Source organism: Bordetella avium (assembly GCF_034424645.1).
GTDB lineage: Bacteria > Pseudomonadota > Gammaproteobacteria > Burkholderiales > Burkholderiaceae_B > Bordetella > Bordetella avium.
In genome coordinates this window covers 1,767,765-1,786,584 of sequence record NZ_CP139969.1, presented here as the reverse complement: position 1 = coordinate 1,786,584, position 18,820 = coordinate 1,767,765, and the positions used below count along the sequence as shown (strand labels likewise).

Sequence of the window (18,820 nt, the reverse complement as noted above, 5' to 3'; positions counted from 1 at the left end):
TCACACCCTCAGCTGACGCAACACCATCTGGCGCACGCTGTCATAGAGCTGCGCCGCCAGAGGCCGGGGCTCATGAGAAAATTTGACATAGACCCGGGCGCCGAGATAGGCCCGCGGGGCATCCTCGGGCAGCAACAGGTCCATCACGAAGAGGTTCTCAGCCGATTTGGCGCGCCCCTCCTGGGATTTGCGCGGGTCCACACCGATGCTGCCGCCGCCCTGCAAGCTCAGGGCCAGGCTAGGCAGTTCATCGGTAGCCGCCGGCACCTCGCGTGCAATACGGGCAGAGAATTCACGGGCCGGGTCCTGAACCAGCCGGACGCGGACGTCCTTCAAAGAGCGATGGATGTGCTCCAGGCTGGATTGCGGCACGACGACCCGCACCGTCTCGGCATCGCTCAAGACATAGCCGAGCAGCTCGCCCCGCTGAACGTAGCGGCCTGTCGTGTCCTCGGGCTGAGCCGGGACATAACGCCCCGCGTGCGGGCTGCGCACCTGCTGCGAGGCCACTTCCTGGCCGATGGCCCGGCGTTCGGTCTGTAGACTCTGCCACTGATGCTGCGCGATGGCCGCCTGCACCTGATTGTGCGCATGGGCCTGAACATAGCGGGCCTGATACTCGTCCACCTGCGCGGCCAACATGGCGTCCCGTCGCAGCAGCTCATCGTTTTCCAACCGCAACAAGGGGGTGCCGGCCGACACGGGCGCGTCATCGGCGGCCTGGCGCTCGCGCACAAAGCCCGCCACCGGCGCGCGCACCTGGGCCGAAGGCGGCACCCAGACCACGCCTTCGGTATCGGTGGCCGACGGCACAGGCACGGCGCCGACCAGCCCGACGACAGCCAGCGCACAGAGTGCCGTGATGAGGTAGGAGCGGCCGCGATGGGCCTGGATTTGCGGATCGGTGAACAATTGGCGCCCCAAGCGCCACAAAGGCATGACAATGGTGCTGAACATCGCCCAGCAGGCCAGCAGAACGCCAAAGAAAAAGAACTGCCCTGCCACCAGAAAAATAGCCAAAAACATGATGAACATGCGGTAAACAAAAGACAGCACCGCATAGCCCACAAACCACAGTCGTTCGCCACGGCTGGCGCGCGGCGGCTCAACAGCGGCCAGCCGCAGCACATAGCGCTTGACCAGATAGCCCATCCAGGCATTGGCCCGCTGCCCGAGATTCGGGATCTCGATCGCATCGGATAGCACGTAGTAACCGTCATAGCGCAGCAAGGGATTGCCGTTCATGAACAGCGTGGAGACCCCGCAGAGGATGATGACGTTGTAGGCCAGTGAGCGGGCCAGGCCGGGCTCGAGCTGCGTCCAGACGATCATGGCCAGCGCGGCCAGGAAGAGCTCGACCAAAATCCCCGCTGCGCCGACTAGCATGCGCCAGCGTTTGTCAGCGAAACCGGCTGCGGCGGAGGCATCCACATACGGAATGGGCACCAGCAGCAAAAACATAACGCCGATTTCATGCACCTCGCCGCCACACGCCTTCACCGCACAGGCGTGCCCCAATTCATGGATGGCCTTGACGAAGGGATAGACCAGCGCCATGGCCAGCACATTGCCCGCCGAAAACACCTGGTCCCAGACGTTATGGGTCAAGGCCTGCCAGTTCATCGCGCCTAGCGACGCGCCATAAAGCACCACCACTAGCCATAACAAGCCGCCGATCCAGGTAAACATCCAGCGGTAATAAGGCAGGCCTGCGCTTAGCCAGCGGTCGGGGTCCACCAGCGGCAGCTTCAGCGCGCTGGGATTGCCGATGTATTGCTTGATTTTCTGGGCGCGCTGGCGCCGACGCCGCTGGACCAGATCGCGGACATCCGGGGCGCGGTCTGTGACCAGCACATCAGCCCGATGCAATTGGGCCAGCAGGCGGATAACCTCATCCTGCGGCATCGCATCGTCCTCGAACTGCTGACAGGCGAGTTCCCAGATTTCCTGCACGCTGCGCCGCCCGTCCATCAGGCTGATCAGCAAATTGGCCTCGGGCGTGTAACGGTGAAATTCGCCATTACTCTGGTCCTGCATCACGTACCAGGTCTGCCCGCGATAAACATGCCGGTGGATGTGGATGTGCGAACGTAGGCGCGGACGCAGCGTGCTGACCCGATGCCAGGAATTACTATAGAGAGCCGTCACTGCCATATGCGATGCCTATCCGAACCAGGCCCACCACTTCAGGCGCAGCCAGTCGAAAAATCCATGAGTCCAGATCCAGGCATAGCGGCGCTCGCCGATATCAATGCGGCCCACCCCCTCCATGCCGGGGCGCAGCACCGCCGGCGACTCGGCATCCAGGCTGGCCTCGAGGCGAAACACCGTCTTGCCCTCCTGCACCTGGGCCAGAGGCACGATGCGCGTCACCGTGAACGGAATTTGCCGGTCCGGCATGGCGGCCAAGGCGACCCGGCCGGTCTGCCCCACCGCCACATCATCGATCTGGCGATCCTCGACATCCAGCCACAGGCGGTATCCGCTCAGGGGCGATAGTTTGAACAGCTCCTGTCCGCGTTTGACCGACTCACCCAGTTGCTGGCTGAGATCACCACTCACCAGTACGCCATCAAACGGCGCTCGCAAACTGGCGCGGGATATCTGATCACGATAGAACTGGATTTGCGCCATCGCCTGCCGGGCCTGAGCCTGGGCGATAGCTGCTGCGGCATTGTCTCCCCGCGCCATGGCCTCCTCGGCCTGCCGGCGATACTGCACCTCGAGGTTGCCCGCGCGCAGCAGCTCCAGATCGGTATCGCGGGTGTCGAGCACGGCCAGCACCTCACCCTGCTTGACCTCGTCGCCGGCGCGCCGTTGCGCCTGCGCGATATAGCCGTCAAAGGGCGCGGCCACCACGCGCTGCACCTCGCCTTGAACGGTGGCGCTGGCTGCGACCCGGTAAGGGCCATGCGCCAGCAGCGCAAACAACGCCAGCGCCAGCGCCGCCAAGAGCAGCAGTTTACGGCCGATATGATGGGGACCAAAGAGCCGCGCGGCCTCCTGCAACAAAAAGTCGCGCCCCTTGCGCCACCAAGGCCGCTCCTGTTGGAGGCGCTGGTAGAGCACCCGGCCCGCCAACAGGGCCACGCTCTGGCAAAGCGCTATGCTTTGCCGGTCAAATGGCTGATCATCGGGGCGCTCAAAGAGCAAGGCGCCGCGTGCCTCACCCTCTGGCGCGAACGGAACGGTCAGCACATTACGATTACCGAAGCCGCGCGCGAGGCTTTGATGGGCGCGCAACTGAAGCGTCCGATCGGCGTCTTGAGGCAAGCAAATCGTCGTGTTCTGGTCGATCGCCTCGTCCATCGCTTCGGCCACGGCCTGCAGCAAATTCATGTTCTGCACCAGACGGCTGCTATGCGACAAGGCATGCACCTTGACGCGGCCGTCCTGCCGAAAGCCGATACTCACGCGGTCACAGTCCAGCCGGGTGGCCATATCGGTCACCAGCGTCAGGGCGACATCTTTGAACTTTCCTTCCTTCAGAGACCGCGCAACACTGTTGACGACATACATCAGGCGGTCGATGGTCTGGGCGCTGTCCGTGCGCTGCGCTTGCAGCAACCATGCCTGCAACACCCCCGATCCCCAGCGCAGAGCCTGCACGATAGGCTCGGGCGTCTGGGCAGCGGTTTCGAAAGCCACAACGCCGAACAGGGCTTCCCCCAACACGATCGGATAAGCCACCACCAGCTCAAGACCGTCGGCCGCAACCGCCACCTCCCGACTCTGAAGACAATCATCGACCACGCCATAGAAAGCCGCAGCCGCGTGACTGCCGGCCGGCACCTGCGCCACGGCCTCGAAAGGCCCGGTGTCCGGCTCACCCAAAACGAGGGCGCCATGGCGCACCCCGGTGAGCTGGCTGGCCTGCAAGGCCAGCCAGGCTTGCAAAAAAGCCTGGCGGTCCGTGGATGACGACAACGCCGACCACCAGGCCAGGTCCGCGCGCTTCACCTGCGCGGCAAGGAAAGGATCACTCATCCTCACTGATGGCCTGCGCCGCCTCCTCAAGTTTGCGGGTCACTCGAGGCCCGGCTTTGCGACGGACCCTCGGCTCCCAGGTATGGGTTTTGGAATTGAACACCACAGACCCCGTCATGCCGAGCGCGCCGGACAAGCCCAGTATGCCGACGCCGGCTGCCAAAGCCGCCTGTTGCTCCGGTGTCGCCTGCGACGGATCGGCAGTCTCAGCGGCTTGCTGCCCTTGGGCTTGTTGCTCCTGGACAGCGGCCTGTTCGTCGACTGGCCCCTGCTCAGTGATAGGCGCTTCCTCCGTGGCCGGGACTGGTTCCGCCGCGGAAGTCTGTGCCGTGCTTGGGGCGCTACCACCCGCCTCGGTCCCCATGTCCGTGCGCATAAACACTTCATGCGGGCTCCTGCGGCCCGAAGCATAGTCCGAAAACCCCTTACCGTGGTGGCCGACGACGATGTCTGGCGCTTGCGCGGAAGTATTGACTCGCGTTTCGGTCTGCGCTTGCGCATCCGACACGGCCCCCCCGCTAGCCGGCATCGTTGCGGTAAACACCGTAGGCGCCCCCCGCAGCAAGGCTTGAGGCCAGGAAAACAGCGATTCCATCGTCTGGGTGATGAGGTCGGGTTTATTGCTCCCCATCCCGAAACGGGCCAGGTTGAGGATGCGCCCGCTCGCCGGATCGAGATAGATCGCAGCAAAGTCGCCCACCATCACGTCCTTGTTCAGATTGCCTCTGATCAGCGCCGAGCCCAGTCCGCCCAGCATGAAGTTGCCGGCCGTGCCGCCCAACAGGATGTTATTGCCGCCAAAGGCAATATCGATGGTCTCGATCACGGCAAAGCGGTCATTGACAAAGCTCACCCTGCCATTGTCCCCAAACATGGCGTTGCTCGCCACACCGCTTTCCAGCACATCGTTGCCTACACCACCTATCATCACGCCCGCGCCATTGTTATAGAGCGAGTCGTTGCCGCCCTTGGAGGGGAGGATGGACGAGAAAGACTGGATACGGCCGGCTGCCGTAAACAGCGCCAGCCCGGCGTTGCCGGCGATGAGGTTGAAGCCGCCCGCCGCCCGGATCGTGTCATTACCCAGGCCGCCAAGCAGCACATTGCGGCCGCTGCCCACCGCAATGCTGTTATTGCCGCTTGCCGGCACATCCAGGGTTTCCAGCGCCACCAGGCCGGTGCCAGACAGATAGCGCGCCTGGCCTCCCGCTGCGGCAGCGTCGATAAAGTCTCCGCGGATACGCAGATAGTTCAGCGGCTCCACCGTCACCATACGCCCGAAGTTGGCAAAAACGATATTGTTGCCATCGCCCGCCGTGATGGTGTTGCTCCCGCCCGCAAGCAGATCCGCCGAGCGGCCGATGGCCGCTTGTGCGGCTTGCTCCGGGGTGAGCACGAGTGTCAGCGCATCCCTTGATTGCCGGTCCACCGTGGCGCGCATATCCATGGGGCGGGACAGATCAATATTCATGCCCGCATTGCCGAACACGATGTTGTTGCCCTGCCCGGCGTGGATGACGTTGTTGCCGCCGCCACCGGCAATGAGATCGTTACCCGAACCGCCGTAGATCAGCGCGTCTCCCGCGCCGCCATAAAGAATCACGCCCTGGCTGGCGCCCCGCGCATCCAGCACGCTCTTGCCTGCCTGAGCAAACTGCAAAGCCTGCCCCGCCTGCCTTTGGCCGGCTGTGGCCGTGTAATAGCGGTCATCCTGGCTGGTCGAACCGAAGAGCAAGACCGGCCGGTCATTCCCGCCCACGGTAGTGCCCGCGACCACCAGCGTATTGTTGCCTCCGCCGCCTTGCACCAGGGTTACCGTCCTTGCCGGGGCGTGCCGCACGGTGTAGCTGTCATCCCCCTGGCCCAGCAGGGTGTTCACCGACTGCACGCCATGGAACACAATGCCGCGGTCATAGGCATGAACACCGGCCTCGCTCGTCAGGCTGAAGCTGCCCGCCGCCGCACCGAGGCCTGCGGTCATACCCAGGCCGGTAATACGGCCGAAATTGCCCGCCAGCGGATTGCTGTAAACCTGGCCCAGACCGCTCATTTGCTCGGCCTGGTCCTGCATGCCGACCTGACCCGTCAACATCCCGTCATCGAACACCCGGATACGGTTATTGGCCGGTTCAGCCGAGGTCTGGCCCGCCTGGCGCGAGCCAAGCGGCGCATCCCGTTCGCTGGGCAAACTAACGCCAGCACGCAAGTTGCTGTCGTAGTCTGGCTTATCCAGTTTGCCACCCTCGATCAGCAAACCGCCTTGGATGCCGGACACATCATGAGGCTGATCCGGGTAGTTGGCATAGCCCACCTCACTTAGCGGGTCGATGCGGATCACCGGCTGATCCGTGGCGCGCGGGGTCGAAATCTTGCCAGAACCATTGACCGACCCGTTAGAAGCAGAGCCTGCAATCGGCACGACAATGGCAGGCAAGGCCACATCCTGCAAACCGGGCAAGGTGGTCAGCAAAGATGCCGACAAAGCCAAATCGCGTCCCGCCAGATCCAGCACCGGCAGACCCATGCCAGCGCCACTCTCCAGCTTGATCAGTACCTGCTGCGTCTCCCCCCAAGCCTGATTGCCCAGACCGTTTGCGTCAAAACTCAGCACCACGCTCTCGTGCCAGGTCTGGCCACCGTCGGTCGACAGCAAGAGGCCACGACCCCGCATCCCTTGCAAGACCGCAGCCAGACTGTCGCTCTGTGACAGGCCCGAGCCTTGCGCGAGCGAACCGTATAAGGCCGACGCCAGCATATTGCCGGTCAGCGACACATAGGCCTGACCGCTGGCCGGGCGCGGCAGCACACTGGGGTCCAGATTGACCGTCAGCGCCAAGCTGCCGCCCCCCTGGGCATCCAGAGCGCCGGGCTGAGTAGAGATGACGACCGGCTGACGGCCATCGAATACCCCGTGCGAACCAGCGTGACCCGACACAATGGTGTTGCGCTCGACATCACCCGACAGATCGAAGGTGTTGCTGCCGCTGCCGCCGATCAGGGTGGTGATCACATTGCTACGCGTGGACAACACATAGATATGGTCGTTACCCTCGCACGCATCGAGATTGACGCGCTGGATATTTTGATAGCTGGTGTTCAAACCGGCGCCACGGATGCCCTCCTGGGTCAGCACGAAAGCATCGTCCTCTTCGGTGCCCAGCACCGTATAGGTGTTCATGCCCTCGCCGCCATCGATGTTCAAAGGCCCGTTGATCACATAGCCACGCTTGCCATCCGCCTGCACCTGCTCTTCTTTGAAGGCATAGACCATAAAGGCGTCGTCGCGTTTGCCGCCATGCAGCGACAGGGTTGCGGCGTTGCTGTAGACGCGGAATACGTTGACGCTGTTTTGCGCACCATAAATCGTCATGCCGTAAGCATTGCCGCGCGACAAATAGCCTTGCGTGGTGCGCGCGGTGTGGATTTCATCCCCCGCCGCCAGGTTGGAAGGCAAGCGCTGCGACCCGAACAACTGACCGATCTGAAACTCGTTCTTTTTGGCGGGATCGCTGCCCAGGCCGCCGTCAATCGTAAGAGGCGCGCTGCTGCCGTCGATATAGAAACGATTGCCGCCGTCCACCCCATTCAAACGTAAGCCGCCCGTCGAGCTGCGGTCATAGTTCACACGTTGCACCTCATCGGCGTAAGCCGCGCCTTGCGGCGTCAACTTGGCAACAAAATGCTCGCGCACCAGAAAGGTCTCGTCCTGGGCCGTGCCATTGATGGTCAGCTGGTTGACCCCTGCGAGGTTTTCATTGCCCTGGCCGTCGCTATGGTGAACATTGATCACGATAGCGACCAGGGTCTCGGCCAGATTGACGATGACGCGGTTAGACCCGGCGCCGCCATCGACATCCACACGGTCAACCTGACCCGCCGTGCTCTGCTGGCTTGTCAGAGAGGGAAGCTTATCCAGCACGATTAAGTCGTTGCCGGACCCGCCGGAAATAGCGATCCCCCCCGCCAATGAGCGCGCCGACAGATAGAGGTAATCGTCGCCTTCGCCACCCAGCACGGTCGCACCGGCGCCTAGCAGAATCTGTGTCATCCAGATTTTGTCATGGCCTGCCCCGGCTTCGACGTGCAAGTGGCCGAAGAAATCCGCCCGATCCAGGGTAATGAGATCCTGGCCGTCGCCGCTCAGAATCGTGGTGGCGCCCTGCTGGCGGGTGTGAGACAGCAGTACGGTGTTTTCCCCATCGCCTGCGGTGATGTGCAAGCTGCCCAGCCCCTCGGTATGCAAGAGGGTGATCTGATCATCGCCGATGCCCGTCGTCATGGCGGTGTCGCCGCCTACGGTCACCGTCTCCAGACGGACGATGTTGTCGCCCGCGCCCGAGCTGATCGTCAGCCCACCCGTCAGGCCGCTGTCCAACAGCGTGATCTGGTCGGCGCCGATGCCCGTCGTCATGGCGGTGTCGCCGCCTACGGTCACCGTCTCCAGACGGACGAGGTTGTCGCCGTCGCCCGAGCTGATCGTCAGATCGCCCGTCAGGCCACTGTCCAGCACGGTGATCTGGTCGGCGCCGATGCCCGCCGTAATGGCGGTGTCTGCGCCGACCGTCACCGTGTCCAGACGGACGATGTTGTCGCCATCGCCCGAGCTGATCGTCAGCCCACCCGCCAAGCTGCTGTCCAACACGGTGATCTGGTCAGCGCCGATGCCCGCCGTGATGGCGGTGTCTGCGCCGACCGTCACCGTATCCAAACGAACGGTGTTGTCGCCCGCGCCCGCGCTGATCGTCAGATCGCCGCTCAGGCCGCTGTCCAACAGCGTGATCTGGTCAGCGCCGATGCCCGCCGTGATGGCGGTGTCTGCGCCAACCATCACCGTCTCCAAACGGACGATGTTGTCGCCATCGCCCGAGCTGATCGTCAGCCCACCCGCCAGGCTGCTATCCAACAGCGTGATCTGGTCAGCCCCGATGCCCGCCGTGATGGCGGTGTCCCCGCCGACCGTCACCGTGTCCAGACGGACGATGTTGTCGCCGTCGCCCGAGCTGATCGTCAGTCCACCCGTCAGGCTGCTGTCCAACACGGTGATCTGGTCAGCGCCGATGCCCGCCGTGATGGCGGTGTCTGCGCCGACCGTCACCGTATCCAAACGAACGGTGTTGTCGCCCGCGCCCGCGCTGATCGTCAGATCGCCCGTCAGGCCGCTGTCCAACAGCGTGATCTGGTCGGCGCCGATGCCCGCTGTGATGGCGGTGTCTGCGCCGACCGTCATCGTGTCCAGACGGACGATGTTGTCGCCGTCGCCCGAGCTGATCGTCAGCCCACCCGCCAGGCTGCTATCCAACAGCGTGATCTGGTCGGCGCCGATGCCCGTCGTGATGGCGGTGTCGCCACCCACGGTCACCGTGTCTAGAAGCACTACCTTCACGCCGTCGCCGGCACGGATCGTCAGATCGCCCGTCAGGCCGCTGTCCAGCACGGTGATCTGGTCGGCACCGATGCCCGTGTTGATCGCGCTATCGCCGCCGACTGTCACCGTTTCCAAACGCACGGTGTTGTCGCCCGCGCCCGCGTTGATCGTCAGGTCACCCGTCAGATCGCTGTCCAGCACGGTGATCTGGTCGGCGCCGAGACCCGTCGTGATGGCGGTATCGCCACCCACGGTCACCCTGTCCAGCAGCACGAGGTTGTCGCCATCGCCTGCCTCGATCGTCAACCGGTCAGCAATCTGCGAGGCCCGGACAACCATCGTGTCCTTGCCCGCCGCACTCGAGACGTTGACGCTGCCCCGCACCTCGGTGGCATCCAGCGTCGCCGTGTTTTCGCCCGCGGCCAGCGAAATCGTCAACTGCTGCTGTGTGATCAGCCGCGCACGGATCTGAATATCATCCTGGCCGGAGCCAGCCACGATGTCCATCAGGCGGCCCTGGGTCAGCTCCCCATTGTCAGCCAGGGCGCCGCCAACCTCGGCCGTCGCGCTCAACAAGATAGTCGTGGCGCCCGTATCGCTGCCATGAAGGCTGATCTCAGGAGCCAGCATGCGGCCTTGCACCGTGAGGGTGCTCGCCTTGCCCAGGCTGCCCCGGTCGTCCCGGTCAACGCGCATATTGATGCGCTGCCCGGCGGCAATCAGGCCCGAGGACTGCCCATTGCCCGCTACCAAGAGATTGTTGCCGGCCAGCAGGCTGGCCACAGCCGTCGCCCGCAGAACTGCATCAGCGGACAGCACCATATCGCCGCCATTGCCCGCCTGATCCGAACGCGCGGCCAGCCATACATTGCGCGCCTGGATGGCACCCACGTTCAGCCCCAAGGTGCGCACCGCACCCTGGGCGTCGCTGCCCTCTGCCATCTGAATCAGCGCCACGTCCCCAAGGGCCTGCACATTGATGGTGGACTGCGAGCCGATGGCCGCGACGATCAGCGCATCATTAGCGCTTGCCCCGGCGACATCCGCCTTTCTATAGTCGCCTACCGATCCGCCTGCCTGGAAATACAGATTACCGCCGATGACAACCGGCGTATTGCGCGCATCGGAAAGTCCGGCGTGCATGACCTTGTCATTGACGATGTCTGTCTGGCTGGAGAGCCGGATATCAGCACGGCTGCGCGACTCGATATGGGCCAGCGCCAAACGATGCGCGCCCACTTGGCTGACGGCAATCGAGCCCTGCGCCGACGCCATCAAATAGCCCGAGAGATCGGTGCGCAAGGGCTGATCCACCCCGCCGATGCGACCAGCCAGCGCGCCCAACCAGGCATTTCCGGCGGTCAAGGCCGCCTGCCCGGCTGTCGTTCCATTGACGATGTCCACCAGCGCGTACAAGCGCGCATCCCCGCGCTGGCCTTGGCTGTCCATCACCTCGACACCGCCTAGCCTCAGGCTTTGCATGCCGTACACATTCAGGCTGCTACCGGCCTGAGCCTTGAGCAGCGCTGCGGCATCGCCCGACGGCAGATCGACCAGCAGCGGCGAGCCTTCCTGGCTAAGATCCGAGCCCAGCTGCCCGACAGCATGGCCGGCAATCAGCACCACCTCGCGGGCGTAACCCAAGGCGTCCAGCGCCTGAGGCGCCAGCTCGCTCAGCGAGACGTTGGCGAACTGGCGCTGCCCCGGCGTCATGGCATTCAGGATGGACTCGCCCGCCTGCAAGCTGACGTTGCCGGCCGCGATCACCTGGCCCACGCGCAGATTCGCCTGCGCCTGGTAGCTGGACCCCGCCTGTGCCGTGCCTTGGGTATTGGCCAGCGCAAGATTGAGGTCCTCAGCGCCTTGCTGCGCCACTCTCGCGACCCCCCCTGCTTCGACATAGAGCGCATGCCCGGACTGCAAGCGCAGCTGCAAGGCCTTGCTGCCGTCGTACTGATAAACGCCATTGCCGTCGCGCGTGCCGCCCGCGATGTCCTGCTTGGCCACCAGGCTTACCTTGCCCTGGCTGATCAGCGCCCCACTGCCCGTTCCGATAATAGAACCCGATTGGGCGTTGATCGTAATGCCCTTCGCGCCCCGCACCTCACCCAAGCGGAGATTGCCCTGAGGGGAATCCAGGCCCACCGTCGTATCGCTATAGGCGGACACCACGCCGCTTACGGCCTGCACGGCTAGCGAGCGGGTCAGGTTCACGGTCAGATAGCGGGCATCGCGCATATCGCTGACCAACGCGCCGGCTTGCAGCGCAGCGCCACTCGCGCCATCGCGTGCGATGAAAGGCACCGGGACCGCTCTCCAGACCGTGTCGAGCACCCCGTTGCCAATGTCTACGATATGCAGCTTATTGGCGCGTGCGGCATCGATATTGGCTTGCAACTGCGCACGCTGCGCATCCGTTGCCGCCAGTTTGCTGTTGTACACAAACACATCGGCCGTGTTCTTAAACAAGCCGAAGTTCTCCGCGAAGAGGAATTGCAACTCGCTGCCTGCCGCCAGGGTGCTGCCCAGCAAGAGCGCTTCGTCGTTAGACAGCAGCGGATTCACGGCCTGCCAGAGACTGCTATCAGAAAAGTCTATGCTGCCGCGATCCAGCGACACCGTGCCAGCCGGGCCGATGTAGCGGTAGACCGCTCGATACACCCCGGCCAGATTAGAAGCATTGACGCGCGACAGCAGCGCTTTGTCGGCCTCCGGCAGAGAGTCAAAGATATTGGCCCTTTCCTGCTCCCCAACGGTGCTGAGGTCGGGGAGCTTCAAGGTGTACTCCCCTAGCTCCGCGCCGATAGCCCCCTGGCCCGAGGTACGCAACACAATGTCCTGACCCGCTTTGATGTTCAGGAAGCGGTCGGCCTGCGGTGCGCCTTCGGCATCGCTTTCAATGTCGAACACCTGTTCATTGATGGTGGGAGACAGCGGATACAGCAGGTTGTTTTCGATATTGCGCAGGGCCGCCGACGTGAAATAGAAGAAATATCCGGTCTGGTAAGTCGCACCGTAGCGCGCCCGCTCTTCGGCGCTCTGGGCCGGCGCCTCATCCTTCAATACATAGTTGCGCGTATAGGCCCGGGCGCCCGCAAGATCGGAGGCTTGGAAATCGAGCGTAAGGGCCTGCCCCATATTGGGATACAGGGCCAGCAAACCGTCGTTCTGACCAGCGCCGGTCTGATAGAGCATGGCGTCGCTGCGTGTCGCCGCCAGCCGGATGGTCCCATCGGCGTCAACGATGGCGTAATAGACCGTATCGGCGCGCAGGCCCCCCACCGCATCGCGGAAATAGATCTCGTCGCCTGTCACCAGTGCGCGCAAACCGCCCTGGCCATCGTCCACGATAAACCTGTCCTGAAGCTTGAAGCTGCCCGCGCCCACGGCGCTGAGGGCGGAAGAGGCCCCCGCAACCGCCGTCATGCGCTCGCGCCAGTAGCTATGATATTCGGCGGTTTGCGCCTGTTCCTGCTCGATTACGTAGTCATAGACCGCCTGGTTGCGTATCGACTTCAACAAGCCCGCCAAACCCGCCGCGTCCAGAATGGAGGGCAGGAAGTTGGGGTTATAGGCCTGCCCCTGCAACTGTCCGTGCAAGGCCAACATCTGCTCGCTCAGGCCGCCCGTTGCAAGCACGTCCTGCGTCTGAAACACCCGTGTGCTTACGGTAAACATGCCGCGCAGATCTGCGGCGGCAAAACCCGCGAGCAACTGGGGCGTAATCCCGGCATCGGTAAAGAGCGCCTTGGCCAGTGCCTGGCCTTGCGGCGTTTGCATCAGCAAGGCGATTTGTTGATGCAGCACGGCCTGTTCCTTGGAGACGAACAGGCGAATGGTGTTGCCATTTTCTATCAACACGTAATAGGCAACATTGTTTTGCAGGCTGACCGTAGAACCGTCTTTGGCCTGTACGCCATTCAGGTAAACACGGTCGTAGTTCGCCAGATTGCGATAGCCGGTCACATTGCCTTGGGCATCGAGCAGCGGCACGATATTCAGGCTGTCCAGCTTGATGACGTTATCGCTGGCAACAGAAGCGCCTGCCGCCGAGGTGTCCAAAAGCCTGACCGTCACCGCGCCGGGAGATGCCCCCGCTGATTGCAGCAATTGCTCGAGCGTGAGCGCCTTGCCATTGGCCAGGAAAGCGTTATCAACCGAGTCCGCCAGCGTCACCACACGGCCATTCACACTCTTGATGTAATACACCAGAGACTGACCCGAGCGTCCAAAACTCAACTCCACCCGCTGCCCCTGGAACAAGGCGTCATTGCCCGACAGCGTCAAGGACACCGCGCCCGATGAGGACAGCGCCTGCTGAGAGAAGCCCTTTTCGGTCAGGCGGATGCCGGCATTGATGACCATGCCGTTCAGATTGGGGGTGTAATGCTGGCGCCAGTCCGCATCGTTGATATTGGTGTTCCGATAGGCGTCCAAATTCTCCAACTGCGTTTTCTCGGCGTAGAGCTTGCCCTCGAAAACGATGCGGCCTTTCAGCCAGGCGCTGTCCGGGCTCTGCGCCGTCAGCGGGTTGCCGAATTCATCCACCACCGTCAGCACCCGCAGATCACCGCCATCGTAGAGATGCAGTTGCTGGCCTGTCGGGCCGGAACCGTCGTTGCCGATGAACAGGCCCAGGCCGGTCAAAGAGAGGTTCTGATTGCTGCTCAACAGGGTTTTAATCGTATGCAGCAGCTGCGTACGCTCGGCCTGGCTCAGGCTGGATGTGCTCAGATCCCAGGTAAAGCCATTGCCCAGATCTACGAAAGACGTGTACGCAGCACCGCTGGCGGTGTATTGGTAGTAGGTAAGGTTGCCCGTGCCATTGACGATGGAACGGCTATCGATCTGCACACTGCCCTGCTGCAAGGCCTGTGCCCCCAGGCCGCGTTGCAGCACATAGCCCACATTGGCGTCATTGCTGCCGCGTCCCAAACCAGTCAGGCCAAACACGATGGCCGGCGGCAAGGACTGGGCAAGCACGATGCCGGCGCCGTCTTTGACGTAATAGCTCGCCAGGGTGACGCTGTCGTCAAGCACCAGCGACAGATAGTTGTCGCTGCGAGACACCCCCAAGGACGCTGACCCATCGGCGCGCAGCAGATCCAGAGACTGGATGCGCCGGATAACCTCGACGCCGTCGATGGTCAGCTTGATCTCGCTGCCAACTATCCCATTGGCGGGATGGTTCAGCCATGCCACATACTCGGATACCGACAGGCCATCGGGAACCTGCCACCCCAAGGCGTTGCCCGCCAGGGCGATCGTATTGCGGGTCGTGGTGCGCTCGATGACAGAACCTGCGCTGTGCGCCCCGGTTTGAGTCAAGACATCGTAGATCGAGCCCGGGCCGGTATAGATACGCGACATAGGATTGGCCGCGTTATAGGCGTCGATCATGGCGATCACACGCGCACTGACGTCGGTATCGCCCGCGGACAGGCCCGACACCATGCTGCCGGGCTCAGGCACTGGCGGCAACAGAACACCCGTCTGGCCGCTTTGCTCCCCAGCGCTAAACTGGCCGGCATCATTGCCGAACACCAGGCTCACGCTCGTCTGGTTATTGCCCAGATTACCCACATAGGGCGCCTTAAGCGTGATCAACACCGTATCAAAGCTCTGCGACCAGGCGTAGCCTCCGCTGTCCAGCACCGGCAGAACCTGATCGATCAGCAGACGCTGGCCGCCAATTTCCACATAGCTGAACTGGCGCAGGGCCGCCAAAGCCTCCGCATCCCTGCTGCCATTGAGCATTTGGGCGAGCTGCGCGCGCTGCGCCTGCGTCAGCGTCAGTCGCAATATGGTGGAGCCCAGCACCTGACTGGCCCCCGTTGCAGGCAAGGTAAAACTAATGGGCAGGTTCTCATCGGAACGCTCGTTCACGCCGGCCAGGCCATAGGCCGGGCCATACAGCACACCCTGGCTGCCCGCGGTGTAACCCAGCGCCGCCATCGATACGGGCGCGGCAAACTGGCCCGACACCGTGTCATAGACCGCAAACTGGAAGCGATAGCTCAGCCCGTCATTGGACAGAGCAATCAGTTTGCCTAGCACTTCCTCGCGCAGATTGCCGTTCAGGCTGTTGTTATAGGCCAGCCGCACCAGGCGGCCGCTATCGACAGCGGCCTTGAGCATGGCCTCGTATTGGCCGAGGCTGTTGAAGGTCACGGTCAAATACTGGCCATCGCCTTCCAGCGCGGTGCTCAGATAGGTCCCGGCGCCGCCCAGGCTGATGTTGGCCGTCTGCAAGGCGCGCACCCCTGACCAATAGCCTTCGTATTGGGCCAGTTGCGCGGCCATATCGGCCAGAATCTTTGCCGTGACCGCCGGATAGGCCTTCTGGGTCGCCGTGCGCGTATCGGCCAGCTCGCCATCGAGCAGCGAGCCGCCGTTAAGGGTAATGCTCACGCTGCCCAACTGCGAGTACACCGATGCCTGCGGATTGGCCCAGTTCACCGGCTTGACCAGCACCAGATCGGCATTGGCGACGTTCTGCGCCACATAGATGCTCTTATCCGCACCCGCAGCCCCCCCTGCCAAACCCGCCTGGGCGGCGAAACCCTGGCGGGCCTGAATCGTCAAGGCGCGCGCCGCTGTTCCGATGGCGCCATAGCCCGCGTTCAGCTCCACCCGGTTGCCGGACACCACTGTCGCGTTGCCTGCCGACGCATGCGAGAAGATCCCGTTCAGCGCCTCGACATACACCGTGCCGGCCGACGAGGCCACTTTCTGCAAAAAGGCCTTGGAGCCTGCGCCGCCCTCCGAGAAATAGGTCAGACGGATATCGTTGCGGGCTTCGGCACGGGTATAGCCCGAAGAACCCAGGATATTGAGCTGAATTGCGCCGCTCAAGGCCAGGGCCGTCACATTGACTGTCGCCCCATCCGCAGGAATCTGGCCATCCGGCTTACGCACCAGAACACCCACATCGCCCCGGGTGGAGATCGATGTGGGCTTGGCCGCCGACACCGCCTCGATGTAGACGCTTTGACCATTGCCGACGGTGATGTTGCCCCCCAGGGTGACATCGCCATTGCTGCGGATATAGACCGCGTTGGGCTGCGTGCTGGAACCCAGGAAAGTGAGGTTGACATCCTGCGAAGCAGGCACATAGAAAGTGAAGAGCTCCTGCTGCTTTTTCTCGACAATCTGCGTCAGCGTCGTGGTCTTCACGCGCAACCAGCCCCCGCCGCTATGGTAGGGGCCTTCGTTGCGCAAAATGACGTTTGTGTTGAACTTACGATAGCTGACCACAAAGCTGGAGCTATCGATTTGCTGATTCGTGCCCGCCACATTGCCCGGCACGATTACGTCATTGAGCTTGCCGCTGCCCTGCAATTGCCCCTTCAAGACATCAGGCACGGACGAAGCATCGGTATAGGCCACGACGGTCGACACCAGCACCGGACGCGGCTGGGTGTAGATCACGGTGGGCCCGGTCTTGGTGGTGTTGCGGTCGGTCAGCCAGCCCAGCGGATCGACATTCTCGCCAATCAGGTTCAGGTTCTTGGTGACATAAATCGTGGTGGCGGTATTGCTGGAGTCCCACCCCATGACCCACACCATGACCTGACCCGCTGCGGGCTTGTAAGTGGTGGTCAAAGCATTGCCCAGGCTGCCCACCAAGGCGGTCTGGCCTTTGCCATCCCGCACGCCCTGGCCATTGTCGTAGACCCAGACCCAGCCCGGCTGGCCCAGACCCGGGTTGCTCACTTGAACGAATTTGTTCCAGACCGTGTGCACGACCTGGTTCTGGCCATTGAGTTCGTAGAGATCGCGCTGGCCGCGCGCCGTATCGACAATGTCGATGCGGCCACGGCGGTAGGTGCTTACATCGATGTCGCCCGTCACCAGGGCATAGTTGGTTTGATTATCGATATGCACTGAAGCGTAGCCATTGGCCACGATCAGATTGCCATTTCCGACGGAAACGATCTGCCCGGTCAGGGTGATACTGCCGCCCGCCAGACGCACGGGGTCGAGAATAATGGTTTGGGTGGCGTAATCGAAGCGTCCCGTGATGGCGCCAAAACGCTTCATCGAGCCATCGGCGCTGTACGACACACCACGGCTGGCATAGCCGCTGTTATCCTGCAAAGACTTGTCCCGATCGCCCTGGAACGAGGCATCGATGCGGATATAGGCATCGGTCACGCCGCTTTGGATCTTGCCGTCGATGTTCAGCGTCAGAGCCGCAATATTGACCGCGCCCAGCGCAAAGATGCGCGAATCGCGCGCCGCCGTATCCGCATTCAGATACGAAGCAAAAGACCCGAGGTTTTGATAGCCCCATTTGAGCAGCACATCCAGATCCGTCTCTTTGGCGCTGGTGCTCTGGCTATTGTTTTTGAGCGAGTTGATGACGGACTGCCAGCTGTTTTGCAACAGGGTCGGATCGGCGCCGCTATTGAACCAGCCCTCGCTTTGCAGGCTGAAATTGCCCTTGGCCTGGATGTCCAGGCTCTGCGCCGAGATGGTGCCGCTGACATTGATGCTGCCCAGCGCATTGACTACCGACACCTTACCCAGGGGGTTGACGACTGCGCCCAAGAGGTTCAGGTCTACCGGCGAACGGCCCATCAGGCTGCGCATCTCTGCGTCCAGCGCACCGCCGAAGGGATCGGCTGCCCAGCCGTTTTCCATTTGCAACACCCGGACTTCGGCGACGCCCGCGCCGCCCGAGCCCTTGACCGACAGGTCATTGACATACAGATGGCCGGTCTTGAAGACCTTCATTTCGCCATCAGACCCCGGACGAATGATGGTGCCGTCCATGACGACGGCATCCTGCACATTCATCAGCATCGGCGAATCATTGACGACGTTGATCTGGGTATTGGCCCGGGTCTCGATGCCCTGGGCCTTCACGCCGCTGACATCCGCCGCGTTGACATAGACCGAGCCCCCCGACGCGTACAGATTCGGAATCTCGACATAAAAAGTCTGGAAGGAATCGAGGTACTGCCCCTTGGCGTCCACCATCTGCAAGCTTTGCAGCTGCTGCTGCAAGGCCAGGATATTGGCCTGGTAACGCGCGACGGCCTGCGGGTCCGAGGCGTGCGAAGCCTGCATCCGCGTCAGGGTCCGTATCTGTTCGCTGATGATGTTTTGCTGGCTGCCATAGCGCAGCACGGGCTGGCCCAGATCCACCGTCTTGAGCACATAGTAAATACTGCCCACCTTGTCGGCCGCGAACTGGCCGAAATCCCAGGGCAGCGCGCCCTCGCGATCGGCGTCCTTGAGCGTAGACGGATTTTTCTTCCAATAGCTGTTGCCGAAGTTCTCGGTGGCGAGGTTCAGGTTACGACTATCCAGACTGTCGTAATAGTAATAATCGTTGCCCTTCTTGATCACCATGCCAGTGCTGACGTTGACTTCGATGTCCTCGGCACGGAAAGCGGTCAGCTCATAGCGCATGTCGATATTCACCGTGCCGCCTGCGCCGTCCAAACTGGTCGAATTCGC

The 18,820-nt window shown here is 62.5% G+C and carries 3 protein-coding genes (1 of these 3 running past the window's edge); all 3 read right to left on the bottom strand.

The window, feature by feature from the left end; genetic code table 11:
* Tightly spaced (at most 9 nt apart), the 3 genes in view from U0029_RS08350 to U0029_RS08340 form a layout consistent with a single transcriptional unit that may run on beyond the window.
* Entirely contained in the window at positions 1–2,154 is a 2,154-nt protein-coding gene (locus U0029_RS08350; RefSeq protein ID WP_114851990.1) for an HlyD family efflux transporter periplasmic adaptor subunit, read from the bottom strand.
* Positions 2,155–2,163: 9 nt separating this feature from the next.
* Positions 2,164–3,987, bottom strand: coding sequence for an HlyD family efflux transporter periplasmic adaptor subunit (locus U0029_RS08345; protein ID WP_012417610.1), 1,824 nt, complete (start codon positions 3,985–3,987; stop codon positions 2,164–2,166).
* Positions 3,980–18,820, bottom strand: partial view of a beta strand repeat-containing protein gene (locus U0029_RS08340; protein WP_147294799.1) — the 3' portion only. 10,284 nt of this gene lie beyond the right edge of the window; the window shows 14,841 of its 25,125 coding nt (coding positions 10,285–25,125); its start codon lies off the right edge, out of view; the stop codon is at positions 3,980–3,982. The genes U0029_RS08345 and U0029_RS08340 overlap by 8 nt, the downstream gene beginning before the upstream one ends.